Origin of the sequence: uncultured Desulfovibrio sp. (assembly GCF_944327235.1) — a bacterium.
Taxonomy (GTDB): Bacteria; Desulfobacterota; Desulfovibrionia; order Desulfovibrionales; family Desulfovibrionaceae; genus Desulfovibrio.
Genome location: NZ_CALVHE010000059.1, coordinates 1 through 15,489 on the forward strand (window position 1 = coordinate 1; position 15,489 = coordinate 15,489).

14 protein-coding genes are annotated in these 15,489 nt (G+C 65.5%); 4 read left to right on the plus strand and 10 right to left on the minus strand.

The window, feature by feature from the left end; translation table 11 throughout:
* Positions 1-70: 70 nt before the first annotated feature.
* Positions 71-667 carry a cupin domain-containing protein gene (locus Q0K00_RS08650; protein ID WP_297228606.1) on the minus strand — a complete coding sequence of 199 codons (597 nt, stop codon included), beginning with the start codon at positions 665-667 and terminating at the stop codon, positions 71-73.
* Between the two features lie 246 nt (positions 668-913).
* Between Q0K00_RS08650 and Q0K00_RS08655 the strand changes: the two genes are divergently transcribed.
* Positions 914-1,957 carry an acyltransferase gene (locus tag Q0K00_RS08655; protein WP_297228608.1) on the plus strand — a complete coding sequence of 348 codons (1,044 nt, stop codon included), beginning with the start codon at positions 914-916 and terminating at the stop codon, positions 1,955-1,957.
* A 208-nt stretch (positions 1,958-2,165) separates the two neighbouring features.
* Positions 2,166-4,658, plus strand: a complete 2,493-nt coding sequence (hypF, locus tag Q0K00_RS08660) for a carbamoyltransferase HypF (protein WP_297228610.1) — start codon at positions 2,166-2,168, stop codon at positions 4,656-4,658.
* A 90-nt stretch (positions 4,659-4,748) separates the two neighbouring features.
* Here the strand turns inward: hypF and Q0K00_RS08665 are convergent, their stop codons facing one another.
* The 9 genes from Q0K00_RS08665 to Q0K00_RS08705 all read right to left on the minus strand — a co-directional run bounded on the left by Q0K00_RS08665 (position 4,749) and on the right by Q0K00_RS08705 (position 12,403).
* A complete protein-coding gene (locus Q0K00_RS08665) occupies positions 4,749-5,264 on the minus strand; it encodes an Hsp20/alpha crystallin family protein (protein ID WP_297228612.1) in 516 nt (171 codons plus the stop codon).
* Positions 5,265-5,483: 219 nt separating this feature from the next.
* A complete protein-coding gene (locus Q0K00_RS08670) occupies positions 5,484-6,161 on the minus strand; it encodes a hypothetical protein (RefSeq protein WP_297228614.1) in 678 nt (225 codons plus the stop codon).
* Positions 6,151-6,291, minus strand: a complete 141-nt coding sequence (locus tag Q0K00_RS08675) for a CcmD family protein (RefSeq protein WP_297228616.1) — start codon at positions 6,289-6,291, stop codon at positions 6,151-6,153. The genes Q0K00_RS08670 and Q0K00_RS08675 overlap by 11 nt, the downstream gene beginning before the upstream one ends.
* Before the next feature lie 78 nt (positions 6,292-6,369).
* On the minus strand, positions 6,370-7,080 hold the full coding sequence (ccsA, locus tag Q0K00_RS08680) for a cytochrome c biogenesis protein CcsA (RefSeq protein ID WP_297228634.1): 711 nt from the start codon (positions 7,078-7,080) through the stop codon (positions 6,370-6,372).
* Entirely contained in the window at positions 7,080-7,757 is a 678-nt protein-coding gene (locus tag Q0K00_RS08685) for a heme exporter protein CcmB (protein ID WP_297228618.1), read from the minus strand. The genes ccsA (Q0K00_RS08680) and Q0K00_RS08685 overlap by 1 nt, the downstream gene beginning before the upstream one ends.
* Positions 7,751-8,419 (minus strand): heme ABC exporter ATP-binding protein CcmA, encoded by a 669-nt coding sequence (gene ccmA, locus Q0K00_RS08690; protein WP_297228621.1) that lies wholly within the window; start codon positions 8,417-8,419, stop codon positions 7,751-7,753. Before ccmA ends, Q0K00_RS08685 begins: the two co-directional genes overlap by 7 nt.
* A gap of 26 nt (positions 8,420-8,445) precedes the next feature.
* The gene (gene ccsA, locus Q0K00_RS08695) at positions 8,446-10,386 is read right to left on the minus strand and encodes a cytochrome c biogenesis protein CcsA (protein ID WP_297228623.1); all 1,941 of its coding nucleotides are present in this window, start codon (positions 10,384-10,386) and stop codon (positions 8,446-8,448) included.
* A gap of 360 nt (positions 10,387-10,746) precedes the next feature.
* The gene (locus tag Q0K00_RS08700) at positions 10,747-11,160 is read right to left on the minus strand and encodes a cytochrome c maturation protein CcmE (protein WP_297228625.1); all 414 of its coding nucleotides are present in this window, start codon (positions 11,158-11,160) and stop codon (positions 10,747-10,749) included.
* 94 nt (positions 11,161-11,254) lie between these two features.
* Positions 11,255-12,403, minus strand: a complete 1,149-nt coding sequence (locus Q0K00_RS08705) for a CNNM domain-containing protein (protein WP_297228627.1) — start codon at positions 12,401-12,403, stop codon at positions 11,255-11,257.
* Between the two features lie 161 nt (positions 12,404-12,564).
* On the opposite strand from Q0K00_RS08705, the gene Q0K00_RS08710 reads away from it, so the two are divergent.
* Both Q0K00_RS08710 and Q0K00_RS08715 read left to right on the plus strand, forming a co-directional pair.
* A complete protein-coding gene (locus Q0K00_RS08710) occupies positions 12,565-13,932 on the plus strand; it encodes an amidohydrolase (RefSeq protein ID WP_297228630.1) in 1,368 nt (455 codons plus the stop codon).
* Positions 13,933-13,949: 17 nt separating this feature from the next.
* The gene (locus Q0K00_RS08715; RefSeq protein WP_297228632.1) at positions 13,950-15,209 is read left to right on the plus strand and encodes an MFS transporter; all 1,260 of its coding nucleotides are present in this window, start codon (positions 13,950-13,952) and stop codon (positions 15,207-15,209) included.
* Positions 15,210-15,489: the final 280 nt, after the last annotated feature.

Here is a 15,489-nt window from a genome sequence, read left to right on the forward strand (position 1 = left end):
TGTTGGTTTGTCTGCTAACTTCCAACTTACCGAATGAGGAAAGGGTGAACAACCTATCGGAACACAACACCTAGGGGTTGTAGGTCACGGCAAGGATGCGCACCGGCTTGTCATTGGCCGGGCCCACATAGTGGGGCACGATGGAATTGTAATAGATGGTCTGCCCGGCCGTGAGGATATGGGTCTCCCGACCATAGACCACGAGCAGCTCGCCCTCCAGCACGAGGACGAATTCCTCGCCCTGATGCGAACTGGTCTTGCGGACGGCGTTCTCGGCATCCGGATAGATCTCGATGCAGAACGGTTCCATGTTGCGGTCGTTCTTGCCCTTGCCCAGCGCGTGGTAGATGTAGCTCGGACGGGGCATACTGCCCGTGTGCAGACAGGGATCCGACCCGGTATCGTGGATGTTGCTGATGATGGGGTCCCGGGTGAACTGATCGTCCAGAAAAGTGCCCAGACGCAGACCGAGGGCGCGGGCGACCTTCTGCATGGGGCCGATGGCCGGGTAGACTTCGCCGTTCTCCAGCCGCTCCACGAATTCCACGCTCAGGCTGGCATCGGCGGCCAGCGTTTCCCGGTCGATGCCGCGCGCCTCCCGAAAGGAGCGTACCCGTTCGCCTACGGTATGGGCGGCCTGCTGCTGTTTCTGCCGGTCCTCGGACATTCCTTTTCCTCCCGAAAAAAGGGCAAATGGCGGCTCCCGTCAGCGGGAGAGTCTTCTTTCTGCATAGCAGAAGGGACTTCCCTCAGGCAAGCCGGGGGACGGTCCTTCCCCCCCGGGGAGAGCGCCGGTTTTTTCCTTTACGCCCGGAGGACTTTCTGCTACCTGCGGGAAAATCCCCCCTCGTACGTTGCTCCCCCCTGCGCAACCGCGCGCCAGCTCTGCTCCCCGTCAGGAGAAAGCCCCCGCATGACCGACAAGAAATATGATATGACCTTCCATTATTTTCGGGCCTTTGCCATCCTTTCCGTGATGCTGACCCATTTATGGCACGAGCCTCCCTTCCTTGACGGCTTCGAGACGGAAAAACGGCTCATCACCGCCCTCAGCGATACGTTCTTCCATTCCAGCACCATTTATTTCATCTTCATCTCCGGCTACCTCTTCGAGTATGTGAACCGGAAGAAACCGTTTTCGGTGCCGGCCTTCTACAAGGCCAAGATACGCAATGTGCTGACGCCCTATCTCATCATATCCTGCCTGCTGCTGCTTGTCGGCAGCTGCATCTTCTGGTGCGGCGGCACATTCCCGGCCTTCATCAACGAGGGTATGCCCCTCACTTCGGCGGAAGACGTGCTGACGTGCCTGCTGTATGGCTCGGCCAGTCTGACGCCGTACTGGTACATCCCCTTCATCCTGACCGTTTTCCTCATCAGTCCGCTGTTCTTCCACATGGATGATGCGTTGCTGGCCCGTCTGCTGGTGCCGCTCTGCGTCCTGCCGCTCATGGTGCCGCGCGGTCTGCTTTTTTTCTTCCGCAATTACTGCTACTTCCTGCCTGTCTTCCTGCTGGGCATCTTCTTTGCCCGCAACAGGGAGATGTGCATGGATTTCATCATCCGGCATATCCGCAGCATCGTGCATATCGCCATCCTCACCACAGCGCTTGTCTTCATCAATTTCTATCTTGATTTTATCCCCAATACGGAAACGGCCTATTTCCTCCAGAAGACCACCATCGGCATGTGCGCCATCCTGCTGCTGGAACGCAAGCGCACGCCGAGCTCCCTGCTGGATCTGCTGGCCCGCTACAGCTTCCCGCTCTTCTTCCTGCATGTCATCGTGCAGAACATCTGCGATCCTTTCCTGTTCCCGGCGTTGCTGGGCTTCTGGGGCAGCCTCGTGCCGGTGTCCCTGCTGGTGGCCATCGTGGAGATGGGACTGTGCGTGGGGCTCGTGTACGTCCTCAAGAAGGCTCTGGGCAAGCGTTCGCGTTATATCATCGGCGGTTAGGGCCTGTTGACGCCCTTTACCGCGTGCTTTGCCCAGCGCGCTTTAGCCGCGTTGCGTCGTTACAGGCCGGAGCGAGCTTTCCCGCGTCGAGGTCGGAGAGCATTTCGTCATGGAGAAAGGCGAACGGAGGTGGATGCACAGTGTGTCCCGGCAGGCGAAGCGGGCGGCGGAGCTGGGCATTGTGCCGGCTGTATGCTAGACTCGGCGCATGATCGTTCAAGAGGAAATCCATTGCCGCTGTCGCGTGGGCGGACAGGTGCAGGGCGTGGGCTTTCGGCCCTTCGTCTACCGTCTGGCCGTTGAGGAAGGGCTGGCCGGGCAGGTCGGCAATACGTCGGAAGGCGTATGCATCGAGCTTCAGGGGCCGGTCGTCGCGGTGGAGCGCTTTTTGCGGCGTCTGCCCGCAGAACTGCCGCCGCTGGCCCGGCTGACCCGGCTGGAACGGACGGATCTGCCCGTGGACAAGGCCCTGCGCGGAGCGGCCTTCCGCATCGTGCAGAGCACGGGGCGGAGCGGACACAGCGTACTGATCAGCCCGGATGTGGGCATCTGCGCGGACTGCCTGCGGGAGATGCGGGATCCCGCCGATGCTCGTTACGGCTACGCCTTCACCAATTGCACCAATTGCGGCCCGCGTTACACCATCACCCGCTCCATCCCCTATGACCGGGCCACCACCAGCATGGCCTGTTTTCCGCTGTGCCCGCGTTGCGCCGCCGAATACGCCGATCCTCTGGACAGGCGTTTCCATGCCCAGCCGGTGGCCTGTCCGGTCTGCGGCCCCCGGCTCTGGCTGGTACGGAGGGAGGAGGCGGAGCGGAGCGCCCCGCCCGCGCGGGAAAATACGCAGGCTGATGGAGCCATTGCGGGCGCGGTTGCGGTCTTGCGGGAAGGAGGCATATTGGCGCTCAAGGGGCTGGGCGGTTTCCAGCTGGCTTGCGATGCCCGGCGGGACGAGGCCGTGGCGCGTCTGCGGCAGCGCAAGAGCCGTCCGCACAAGGCGCTTGCCGTGATGCTGCCGGATCTGGACGCGGCACGGGCCTGCTGCCTGCTTTCCCCGGAACATGAGGCCCTGCTGTCCTCACCGGAAAAGCCCATCGTGCTTTGTCCGCTGCGCCGCACAGCCGGAGGCGACGTCCTTTCGCCGCTGCTGGCCCCGGATACGGACAGTCTGGGCATCATGCTGCCGTATACGCCGCTGCATGTGGCGCTGTTCGATGCGCTGGCGCGAGGAACTTCCCTGCCGCCCGCGCTGGTCATGACCTCCGCCAATCCGCGCGGCGAACCGCTTTGCCTCGGCAATCGCGAGGCCCTTGCCCGGCTGCGTGATGAGGCGGACGCCTTTCTGCTGCATGATCGTGATATCCTCGTCCGTGTGGACGACAGCGTCACCGCGCTCTTCCCCGGAGCACAGGCGGGGGAGGCCGCTCCCTTCTTCCACCGGCGGGCGCGGGGCTATGTGCCGCGACCCGTACCGCTGGCCTTTGCGGACGCGCAGGCCCCCACGGTCTGCGGCACAGGAGCGCAGCTCAAGGCCACGTTCTGTCTTACGCGCGGCAATGCCGCCTTTGTGAGCCAGCATATCGGGGATCTGGAAAATCTGCCCACGGCCCGTTTTTATGAAGAGGCCTCCGCGCATCTGGAGCGTCTGCTGGAAGTGCGCCCGGAGCTGCTCGTCTGCGATCTGCACCCGGATCTCCTTTCTTCGCGCTGGGCGCGAGAGCGGGCCAGTACCGAGGGAATGCCTTTGCTGCGTTTGCAGCACCATGCCGCTCATGCCGCGGCCGTACTGGCCGAACACGGGCATCTGGACGGCGCGCTGGCGCTCTGTCTGGACGGCACGGGGCTGGGGACGGACGGCAGCATCTGGGGCGGGGAACTGCTGTTCATGGAATTGGGGGAATTACGCTGGCGACGCTGGGGACAGCTTTCGCCCTTTGCCCTGCCCGGCGGGGAGGCGGCCATCCGCGAGCCGTGGCGGCTTGCGCTCGCGCTGCGGGAGGCGCTGGGGCAGGCGGATCTGCCCGCAAGCTGGACCGAGACCGAACGTCCGCCGGTCGAGGTGTGGGGAGCCGATACCATGCTGACCGCAGCCTGTGGGACAGCCCGGCAGCAGGCCCCGTTCCTGCGGGAGATGTTGCGCCGGGGCGTCAATTGTCCTTTGACCAGCAGTTGCGGACGGCTTTTCGATGCGGTCTCCGCGGAGTTGGGGCTCTGTCTGGTCACGAGCTATGAGGGGCAGGCCGCCATCCGGCTGGAGACGCTTGCCCGTCGTCTGGATGCCCGGCCGCTTGAGGCGGGGGACGCTGCGCCGGAGGCGCTGTTGCGGTCGCCGCAGGCCGAAGGCGCGACCTGGCAGCTGGATGCGTCGGTCCTGTTCGCAGCCGTGCAGCGGGACGCCGGACGCTACGGCGCGGCGACGGCGGCGCGGCGCTTCCATGAACGGCTGTCCGGGGGACTGGCATTGCTGGCCGCACGGGCCGCCGAAGCCACGGGAGCCCGTACGGTGGCGCTGGCCGGTGGCTGTCTGCAAAACCTGTTGTTGGCGCGTGTGCTCGTGCGGGACCTGCGGGCGCGGGATCTGCGACCGTTGTTGCCGCTGGAACTGCCGCCCGGCGACGGGGGCCTTTCGCTGGGACAGGCGGCCTGGGGGCTCATGGCCCTGCGGCGGGATCGTCTCCCGTCGGATGCGGATATCTGAGGAGCGCGGGGAGAGACGCTGTGGAACAGGGAAGGCGGGCAGGGAGATCCCTGTCCGCCTTCGTGTCTGTTCAGGGGAAAGAGGGCTAAGCTAGCCGCGGTTTACCGTAATGGCACGGCTTTGCGGTTTTTCCGGCGCCTTGCGGGGGATGCGGATAGTCAGCACGCCGTCCTTGTGGGTGGCGCTGATGTGTTCCACGTCGGCATCCTCCGGCAGGCTCATGCTGCGGCTGAAAGAACCGTAACAACGTTCCTGCACATGCTGGTTGGCTTCCTTGCCGCTTTCTTCGGGCTTCTTTTCGCCGGAGATGCTCAACATGCCGTTGTTGAGTTCCACCTTCACCTCTTCCGGCGCGACGCCGGGCAGCTCAAGACTCAGGGTATAGGCGGCGGGATCGCTCTTCAGATCGAGGCTGGGCAGAAAGTCCGGCATGGCGCTGAACATGTCGCGCAGACCGCCGAAGGGCGTGGGGAAATCTCCGAAAAAGCCCTGGAAGAGACGGTCGATGTCGTTGTGCAGGCGGCTCAGCGGCTGATACGCATGGCTGGCTTCTTCACGGGCGGGGGTATTATATCCCTGACGGGGCTGGAAACGAACGAGATTCATATGTTGACCTCCTATGGAAATCTTGTTGAAAAAGAGATAATCCTCCCTGCTGTCGCGTCAAGTGCTGTGGAAAAGATTTTTTGCGCGGAGCGCGGTCGCCGCTGCGGGGCTGTGGACCGCGTTGCCTGATGCGCGGGGAACGGACCGTAAAAAATAACGGCGGCCATGCTGTCCGTTGAGGAAGAGCATGGCCGCCGCTGAGGTCAGGTAGGGGAGCGTTTACTGTTGTCCGTTCGCCGCGTCTCCGGCGGAGGCTTTCTGTTCGCCCTTGTCCAGTTCGGACTGGATATGTTTTTTCAGGCTATCGCTGATGCCGGGGAGGGCAAGACCGGCCCGCAGCTGGGCGAGCCCGCGTTCCTTGTCATTGAGATAATAGATGTAGAGCACGCCGAGGCTGTAGCGGACCGAGGGGTCGTCCCGCAGGGCGATGACGCCTTCCAGCGTCCGGGCGGCATCGGCATGACGGCCGGTATTATGCTGGATGACACCCAGCAGATGCAGGGGGCGCGGATCCTTGCCGTCCAGCTCGATGGCGCGCCGGGCGAAGTTTTCGGCGGCTTCCCAGTTCTCCATCTTGACCAGCGCATTGACGAGGGACAGCAGGCCGTCCATGTCCGTGGGGTTTTGGGAGACCTGTTCCATCAGCCGCCCCACGGCGGACATCTCTTCCTGCGAGTGCTGCGCCGAGACATGGGCCACCTGCTGCACCAGCTCCGGTTCGCTGAAACGCTGCCAGACGGCCGTCCCCAGCATGACCAGCAACCCGGCCAGCAGGGCCAGCATGAGCAGGCGGTGAGGACCGGATGCGGAGGCGGGCCTCGTGCCGCCAAGATCCTGTTTGTCCTTGTCCAGGCTGACCGGCGAGCCGTTCAGGCTGTCGTTTTGGTTAGTCTTCATGGCGCAGGCTCTCCAGTTGGACAAGACGGGCGGCAAGGCTGCGCTGCCGTTGTCCGAGGAAAAGGAGGTAGATCCCGAGGCCGCACCACACGGCGACATTGGCCGCCAACAGCCAGTAGATATGATCCATGTGTCACTCCGGCGGGAAAGGCTCCCGCAAGTTATGCGTGTTTGGGGGAGACGGCGGGCAACGGCCCCGCCGCCGGGCTTATGCCTCGTCCTCGTCGGCGCCCTGCCGCGCCAGCAGCAGCGCCCGGACGCGCGTCTCCATGTCCAGCTGCCGCTTGCGCAGCCAGATGAGACCGGCCCAGAAAAAGGCGAAGCTGACCACACAGGCGATGGCCGTCAGCTTCATTTCCGGCTCCATGCCGCCGCCCTTGGCGGCAAAGACCGCCGGATGGATGGAGCGCCAGAGCCGTGCCGACAGGAAGACCAGCGGCACGTCCAGAAAGGCCACGATACCCACGACGGCACAGATGACGCTCTTGCGGCGCGGCGGCAGATCCAGACCGCGCAGCAGCAGGTAGCCCGCATAGACGAACCACATGATGAGGGCCGTGGTCAGGCGGGGGTCCCAAGTCCACCAGACGCCCCAGGAACGGCGCGCCCAGATCATGCCTGTGGCCAGAGTGAGCGTGGTCAGCACCACGCCGACCTCGGCGGCGGCCCGGCACAGACGGTCAGCCGCGTCGCTGGCGCGCAGCAGGACCGCCACCGAGGCCAGAAAGACCACGAAAAAGCTGATCAGCGCCCACCAGGCCAGCGGCAGATGGACGTAAAAGACTTTCTGCATGAGGCCCAGCTGGGCCTCCACCGGCGCATAAAGATAGATAAGTCCCTGACAGGCGGCAAAGGCCAGCGCGCCGAACAGGGCCAGCCCCTGAGGCAGGGCGGAAAACGGGGCGCGGGATGCGTTCATCATTCGTCTCCTGCGTACATGAAGCCGAAGAGCAGCAGCCCCGCGGCCAGAAAAACGGCGTCAAAGGCCGCCGCCAGTTGCAGCCAGTCGTTCGGCCCGTCCGGGCTTTCCAGTCCGAAGCAGAGCGCCCCCACCCGGATGCCCGCCAGCAGCAGCGGGATCAGCAGCGGGAAGAGGAGGATGCTCAGCAGAGACTCCCGCGAACCGCCTCCCTGAGCCAGCGCGCCCAGCAGGGAGCCCAGCGCGCAGATGCCCACGTCCACCAGCAGCAGGGCCAGCAGGCCCGCCGCCAGCGGGCCGCCCAGTTCCTGTCCCAGAAAGACCACCGCGGCGGGCAGGAAGATGGCCTGCGCCAGCAGGAGCAGCAGCAGTCCGGCAAGGCCCTTGCCCAGCCAGACGCCTTGTACGGGCGCGGGACTGAGCAGCAGTCCGAGTCGGGCGGCGTTGACTTCTTCCAGCGCATAGAGCCCGTTGAAGATGAGCACCTGACAGAAGAGCGCGCTCAACCAAAAGACCGCCGCCGCGCCCTGCGGGCTCATGCGCTCGCCCACGCCCTGCGAAAGGCTGAAGACGAAGAGCAGCAACAGGCCCAGCAGCAGGCCCTGTACCAGACCACTGCCCCGTCCGAGGGTCAGCAGCAGATCCTTGCGCATCACGCGCAGCGCGAGCTTCAGCATCCAGCCTCCATCGGGGCGGGAACGTCCGCCGCTGCGGTCGTGCCGGAGGTCGGGCCTTCTTCCGCGAGCCGCCCCTTGTGCAGGCGCAGGACGCGGTCGGCCAGCGGCGCGTCGCCTTGCAGGTCATGGCTCACGATGATGACGGCCGCGCCCCGCTGGCGCGCGTTCCCTATCTCCTGCCGCAGCAGGGCCAGCGAAGCGGCGTCCAGACCGGTGCCCGGCTCGTCCAGCAACAGCAGATCCGCCCGCAGCATGAGCACCCGCGCCAGATTCAGCCGCTGGGCCATGCCGCGCGAGAAGATCCCAGCCCGTTCATGCGCATGGGCGGCCAAGCCGACGTGTTCCAGCAGCGCGAGCAGTTCCTGACGGGATCTTTGCAGCCCGTGCACGCCGTTCCAGAAGGCGAGGTTCTCCAGCGCGCTCAAGCCGGGGTACAGGAAGGTGGCGTGTCCCAGATAGGCGGTCACAGGGGCCGTTCCCGTAAAGCGCACCGTACCGGAGGTGGGCCGGGCAAGCCCGGCCACGATACGGAGCAGGGTACTCTTGCCCGCGCCGTTGTTCCCGGCCAGCAGACTGACGCTGCCCGCGGCAAAGGAGACGTTCACGTCCCGCAGGACGACCCTGTCCCCGTAGACCTTGGCAAGATGCTCCAGATGCAGCATGACACTAGCCTGTGCGCGGCTTCGTCTCAGCGTCCGCCGCCGTTCTCGCCGTCCTTACGGCGCGCCTGCGGACGGCGGCGCAGCATGAGCAGCGGGAAGAGGCAGAGCAGCGTGCCGCCGATCCAGATCCAGTTGACCAGCGGTTCCAGGCTGACCTTGACATAGGCCCGGCCTTCCTGATCCAGCCCCAGCAGAGACGCATAGACCTCATTGCCCAGACCGGGGATGACGTCCACTTCCGTGAACTGCATGGAGCCGAACTTGTCATAGATGCGCCGTTGAGGCGTCAGTTCTCCGATCACCGTGTCCGCCCGGCGGACTTCGAGCTGGGCTTCCAGGAAATGGTAGCCGGGCTGCGAGCCTTCAAAGAGGTTCTTGAGGGTGACGGTCACGTCTCCGATGGTCAGGCTGTCGCCGGGGGCAAAGGCATGATCCGCTTCCTGCTTGTACGGGCCGGAGAAGGCGATGCCCAGCGCCATGAGGGCCAGGCCGAGGTGCAGGCCCAGGCCGCCCGCCCAGCGGGGGAGCTGCCGCACCGGGGTGGAGATCACGCGCAGCAGCAGGGCGACCAGAAAGCCCGCCACGCCCGCCGTGGTCAGCAGGGCGACCACATTCTGATAGCCCAGCAACCAGAGGACGGCGGCGCTACCCGCCGCGCTGAGCAGGCCGATGCAGCGGGAGCGGCTGTTCAGGGTCAGCCAGGGGCAGTAGGCCAGGAGCAGCAGCATCACGGCGCAGAGCGGCAGGATCACGCGATTATAGAAGGAGGCTTCCAGCCCCATGCTGGCGGAGAGGAACAGGGCGCTCGTCACCGGCCACATGGTCGCATTGAGGATGATGAATCCCATGGCCAGCAGCAGGGCGGCCACAGCCACCAGGGTATCTTCGGCGGGGATAAGGCTGCTGGTACGGGGAGCATCCGTTTTGTCCGCGCCGGAGGAGGCTCCGGCGCTCCGTCCCGCCGGGGACAGGATGGTCACGCCGATGATGATCACGAGCCCCGCCGTCACGAAGATGCCCAGCGGGAAGCCGACGCTGCCGCTGCCGAAGGCGTGGACGGATTCGATGATGCCGCCGCGCACCAGGAAGGTGGCGAAAAAGGTCGTCAGGGTGGTCAGGCCCATGAGCAGCACGTTGAAGCGGGTCAGGCGACCGCGACGCTTCTCGATGATGGCCGTATGCAGGGCGGCCGTACCCACCAGCCAGGGGATGAGCGAGGCGTTCTCCACCGGGTCCCAGGCCCAGTAGCCGCCCCAGCCCAGTTCCATGTAGGCCCACCACATGCCGAGCACGATGCCCGCCGTCAGGAAGGCCCAGGCCAGCAGAGTGATGGCACGGGTCAGGTCGAACCAGCGTGTTTCGTCCGGCTGGCGGGAAAGCGCCTGCGCCAGCGCCAGACAGGTGGGGACGGCAAAGCCGCCGTATCCCAGGAAGAGCAGCGGCGGATGGAAGATCATGCCCGGATTCTGCAGCAGGGGATTCAGACCGTTGCCGTCCGCCGGGGCGGGGTCCAGCATGATGAAGGGATTGTTCCAGACGCAGAGCAGCAGGCTGAAAAAGGCCATGATGATCAGGAAGAACACCCAGAACCAGAGGCGCGTGGTCTCTTTCAGGCGGCGATAGCCGTCGGTACAGGCGAAGATCGTCCCCATGGCCCCCACCGCCAGCGCCCAGAAGAGCATGGAACCGGGCTGCCCGGCCCAGAAGGCCGTGAGGCGATAGAAGAGCGGGAGCACGTCGTCCGTGTAGTCGGCCACGTATTTCAGGGAATAGTCCTGCCAGTAAAGCCCGTGCAGCAGACAGGCCGAAGCCACGAGCAGACAGAGGGTCACGCCCCAGTGGACTTTCTCCACCAGCGGCAGGGTGGGGCTTTCCTGCGGCCGCCAGAGCTGGAGCAGGGCAAGTATCCCGCCGCCGACAGCCAGCAGCAGGGTCAGGAGCAGGAGGGCGAAGGCGAAAAAGTACATGCGAATCCTTTGAGAGTCAGTGGAACAGCCGGACGCCGTACCGCGTCAGGCCGGAAAAGGGAGGCCCCGGCAGGCACAGACCGCCATGTCGCCTGCCCGTACGGGCCGGACAGCGACAGGCCATGACGACATGCAGGCCGGGAAGCGTCCTCCCTCCGCGCGGCCCTTCGGGACGACGCGGCGAAAGGATGGCCGTCGGAAAGGCCCGGCCGTCAACCAGCGCAACTTCAGTTTGAAAGGCTTCACGTTACAAACCATTCGGCCCCTCGTTTCGCGGGATAACTGCGTTTTTCCGCTCACTCCCGGCCGGGCGGCCTGGTCCGCCGCCTCGCGTTTTGCCTTTTTCACCGGCAAAGCGCTCTAGGTCTTGCGATTTTCCTTCTGGTACTTGGACGGGCACTGGGTCATGAGGATCTTGGCCGAAAAACTCTTGTCGGGATTCATCCGGCCTTCCACGATGACCTCTGCCCCGGCCTTGAAGTTGTCGGGCACGATGCCCCGGAAGTTCACGGGCATGGTCTGCCGGGGATCGTCCTTGTCCTGCAGGAGGAAGGAGACGCCCGGTCCGTCCTGCGGCGAACTGATGCCCTCCGGGGCGACCGTGCCGAAAAGCCGCGCCGCGTTCAGATTTTCGACCGTGGCGGCCTTGGCCTCGGAAACATTGAGGAAATAGATGCTGTTTTCGGAAAATCCCGAATACACGAGCGCGCCGAGACCACCCAGGAAGAGCAGACCGGCCACTACGTAGATGGCTGTGGAATTCTTGCGGGCCATGTATACCTCACAGGAAAAGGAAAAAGCGTGCATTACATAGCATGACGCTGTCCATTTGGCAAGTAGGAATTGCTCTCGTTAGGGCTGGCAATCCTTATGAATCCTTGTGATTGGGCGCACACTCTTCGGCTTGTCCCGCCGGTCCGCTCCGGTCGTCCAGGCTGTCCGCCGCCGGGGCGGGCGCTCCCGAAGCGGGGGCGGCTCCGGTCTCCACAGCGCGACCGGCCAGACTGGCGCGGCGCTTGCGGGCCATCTCGCGCAGATCGTCCACGCTGTCGCTCTCGTCGATGATCTCGCTGCCGAGGATCTCCTCCATCACGTCCTCCAGCGTCACGACCCCGGCAAGACCGCCGTATTCGTCGAGTACGGCGAACAGATGCACGTGGGCGGCGAGCAGTTCCCGCAGCAGCACGTCCAGCGTCTGGTTCTCCAGGATGAAGTGCAGGGGCTGCATGATGGAGGACAGGGGTTGCGCGCCCTTGCCGCTGCGCATGGCCAGGCCCAGCAGGCGGCGTTCCACGAGGCCGACCAGATCCTCGTTGTCCTCGCCCCAGACGGGGATACGGCTGGTGTGCCAGGTCTGGGGGTTGTTGTAGGCTTCTTCCACCGTGCAGTCATCCGGCAGGGAAAAGATCACGGTGCGCGGGGTCATGATCTCGTGGACGCGCTTCTGGTCCAGCGCCAGCACATTGCGGATGAATTTTTCCTCATAGGGCTGGATCTGTCCGGCTTCCCGCGAGAGGCTGGTCACGGCGCGGATGTCGTCCTCGGAGATGTCGGGCCCCTTGGCGGCAGGCGTCAGCAGGCGGGTCAGCAGGGTGGTCAGCCAGAGCAGCGGGGTCAGCAGCTTGATGGCCAGAGCCAGCGGGCGGGCCAGCACTTCCATGATGGGCGAGGCGTAGGCCACGCCCAGCGTCTTGGGGACGATCTCCCCGAAAGCGAGGATGAGCACCGTGAAGAGGGCGGCGAAGAGCGCCAGCCAGGTGTCACCGAACACGGCGGTGAAGGCCGAACCGGCCACGGCCGCGCCGGCGGTGTTGGCGATGGTATTGCAGGTCAGGATGACGGCGATGGGCTTGTCCACCTCGCTGCGCATGGCAAACAGCAGTTCGCCCACCGGACGGCCCGCGCGGCGGGCTTTTTCGATGGCTGACCAGGGCACGGCATAGAGCGCCGCCTCGGTCAGCGAACAGAGAAAGGACACAAGTACGGCAAAGACCACGGAAGCGATGAAGGTGACCATGAGGCATCCCTGTCGGTTGGACGGCAAGCGCCGCATTCGTTCTGCGGGCAGGGCGAGCGTCCCGGCCGCGCATGGCCTGCCCGGACGGCTTGCGCCGGACGGCGCTTCAATAGTACCCTGCGCGAGCCGGCTTGGCAAATGCCGGGCCTCAGGGGGGATACATGGACGAGCTGGAACGACGCCTGCATGGACTGGCACAGGAGGATGGCGCATGGCTTGTGCGCGTACGCCGCGATCTGCACCGCCATCCCGAACCTGCCTGGGCAGAGTACCGGACAGCGGCGCTGGCGGCGCAGACGTTGGAGGAATGCGGCTTTGCCGTACGCGTGGGGGAGGAGGCCCTGTTGCCGCAGGCCCGGCCGAGGCGGCTGTCCCCGGACTCCGTGCGTGGCGAACAGGCCCGCGCGGCGGCGCAGGGCACGGCGGCGCGCTGGCTGGAGCGTATGCCCGACGGGCTGACCGGCCTCTGGGGTGACCTGCGGCTGGGCGCGCCCGCGGATGCGGACGGCGGCGATGACGATGAAGGCCCCCTAATCGCCTTTCGCTTCGATATGGATGCCAACGCCGGTATCCGCGAATGCCGGGAGGCGGATCATGCGCCCGCGGCGGAAGGCTTCGCCTCTTGCCGGGATGACGCCATGCACGCCTGCGGGCATGACGGGCATGTGGCCATCGGGCTGGGGCTGGCGCGTCTGCTGGCGGCCATGCGGCCCGAACTGGAAGCGCGTTTCCGGGGGCGGATCCGTCTTATCTTCCAGCCCGCCGAAGAAGAGGGCGAAGGCGCGCCCGGCATGGTGGCCGCCGGGGCGGTGGACGGCGTCTCCCGTCTGTTCGGCCTCCATCTGAGTATGCAGGCCGGAGACAGCGGGACGCTGGTCTGCGGTACCACGCATTTTCTGGCCACCACCAATTTCGAGGTGTTTTTCGACGGACGCGCCGCGCACGCCGGGCTTGCGCCGCAGGAGGGCCGCAATGCCCTGCTTGCCGCCTGCACGGCGTGTACGGCCCTGCTGGGCATCGCCCGCCACGGGGAGGGGGCTTCCCGCATCAACGTGGGGGAGATGCGCGGCGGCGAAGCTCCCAACGCCATACCCGCCCATGCCTGGTTCCGGGGAGAGACGCGCGGAGAGAACAGCGACATCAATGGGTTCATGATGGCGGAGGTGCGCCGCATGGTGCAGGGGGCGGCGCGTATGCACGGCTGTACCGCGCGTCTGCTCTGTCAGAGCTACTGTCCCGGCGCGTCCTCCCATCCCGAACTGACGGCTCTTGTGGGGCGTGTGGCGGAGGAGATGGGCGGTTTCACGCGGATCTTGCCAAGTGCGGAATTCAGGGCCTCGGAAGACTGCTGCTGGTTCATGAACAAGGTGGAGGAAGACGGCGGACAGGCCGTGTATCTCCAGCTTGGCGCGGACAGGCCGTCGGGACATCATACGCCGCGATTCACCTTCGATGAGAGCGTCCTGCCGCGCGGCGTCGAACTGCTGGCCCGGCTGGCGCTGGCCTCGCTGGCCCGGCATGAGGGCTGAACCTCCCGCCCCGCGCCATGTCGTCCCGTTCGCCAGCGTCTATCCCGGCGGCAAGTTGCCCGCCGCAGGCCCTGCGGCTCGCGCGCATCATGGCGGCCATCACGGCCTTTTGTCTCATCGGGGACACCATGTTGTACATCGCCCTGCCGCTGTGCTGGCAGCAGTGCGGACTGGATGCGCTCTGGCAGGTGGGGGTGCTCCTTGCCGTCAATCGTCTGGTCCGTCTGCCGCTCAATCCGCTGGTACGCCGTCTTTATGCCCGCATCAGCCGTCGGACGGGTATGCTGCTGGCCGTACTGCTGGCCGCGGGCACGACGTTGCTGTACGGAGTGGCGCAATCCTTCGCCGTCTGGCTGCTGTTGCGCTGCCTCTGGGGGCTGGCCTGGACGCTGTTGCGTCTGGGGGCGCTCTTCGCGCTGGCTGAGGCGTCGAGCAAGGAAAATCGCGGTTACCTCATGGGCAGTTATAACGGTCTCGTCCGGCTGGGCAGTCTGGCGGGCATGTTGGGCGGCGGCCTGCTGGCGGATCTGTTCGGCTTTTCCGCCGTGGCCTTGCTGTTCGGTTTGCTGACCCTGCTGGGCCTGCTTCCGGGCCTGTTCTGTCTGCCCGCGGACGGCCGCCTCACGGCAGCGCAAGGGCGCGAGGCCGGGACCCTGCTGGTGCGCCGCCATCTGCGCCTGCCCGCCATGCGGCGCATCTTTGCCACGGGCTTTCTGGTGACGCTGGTCTTTCAGGGCATTTACGCCGCCAGCCTGAGCCGTATGGTCGCCCTGCATGTGGGGGATCTGCCCCTTTCCGGGAGCCTCGTCATGGGCTGCGCCACGCTGGCGGGCCTGCTGCAGGCCCTGCGCTGGGGCTGGGAGCCCTGGCTTGCGCCGTGGTTCGGCCGTCTTTCGGACGGGCCGCGCGGACGTGCGCCGGTGCTGCGTGTCTGCCTGATCCTTGCCGCATCGTCGCTGGCGCTTGTGGCCCTGCCGTTGCCCGTCCCCTGCTGGCTGGCCCTGCTGCTGCTTTCGCAGGCCTGTGCCACCGGCCTTTCCACACTGGCGGACGCGGCGGCCTCGGATACGGCCGTGCAGCATGGACACCCCACCCTGACGCTTTCTTCATATACGTTCATTGCGGATTGCGGTTCTGCCGTCGGCCCGGTGCTCGCCTATGCCCTGCAGGACTGGTTGAGCATGGATGCTGCCTATGTGGCGGCGTCCGGGCTGCTCCTCCTCTTGTTGGCCTGCTGGGGCCGGGGGGCGGTCTCCGAGCGCGGTGGGCGGAGCTGAAACGACGGCCGCGCATCCGCAAAACATCAGAGACGTGCCCGTACGTAGCTGGCGCATGGCGCAACAGGTACATGAGAAACGCTCGTGGCTGTCTGGAAACGCTGCGTTGCGGGGAGCGTCGCCGCCCGGAGATCTGTACGCAAGGGCGTTCCGTACGGTTTTGCGGTAAGTAAATAAAGGGAGGCCCCCCGCCGGACGACGGAGGGCCTCGTGATCTTGTGTCGAAGCCGCGTCAGGGCTTTTGGGGCGCGGCGGCCGCGCCGGGATAAGGCGTATCCTT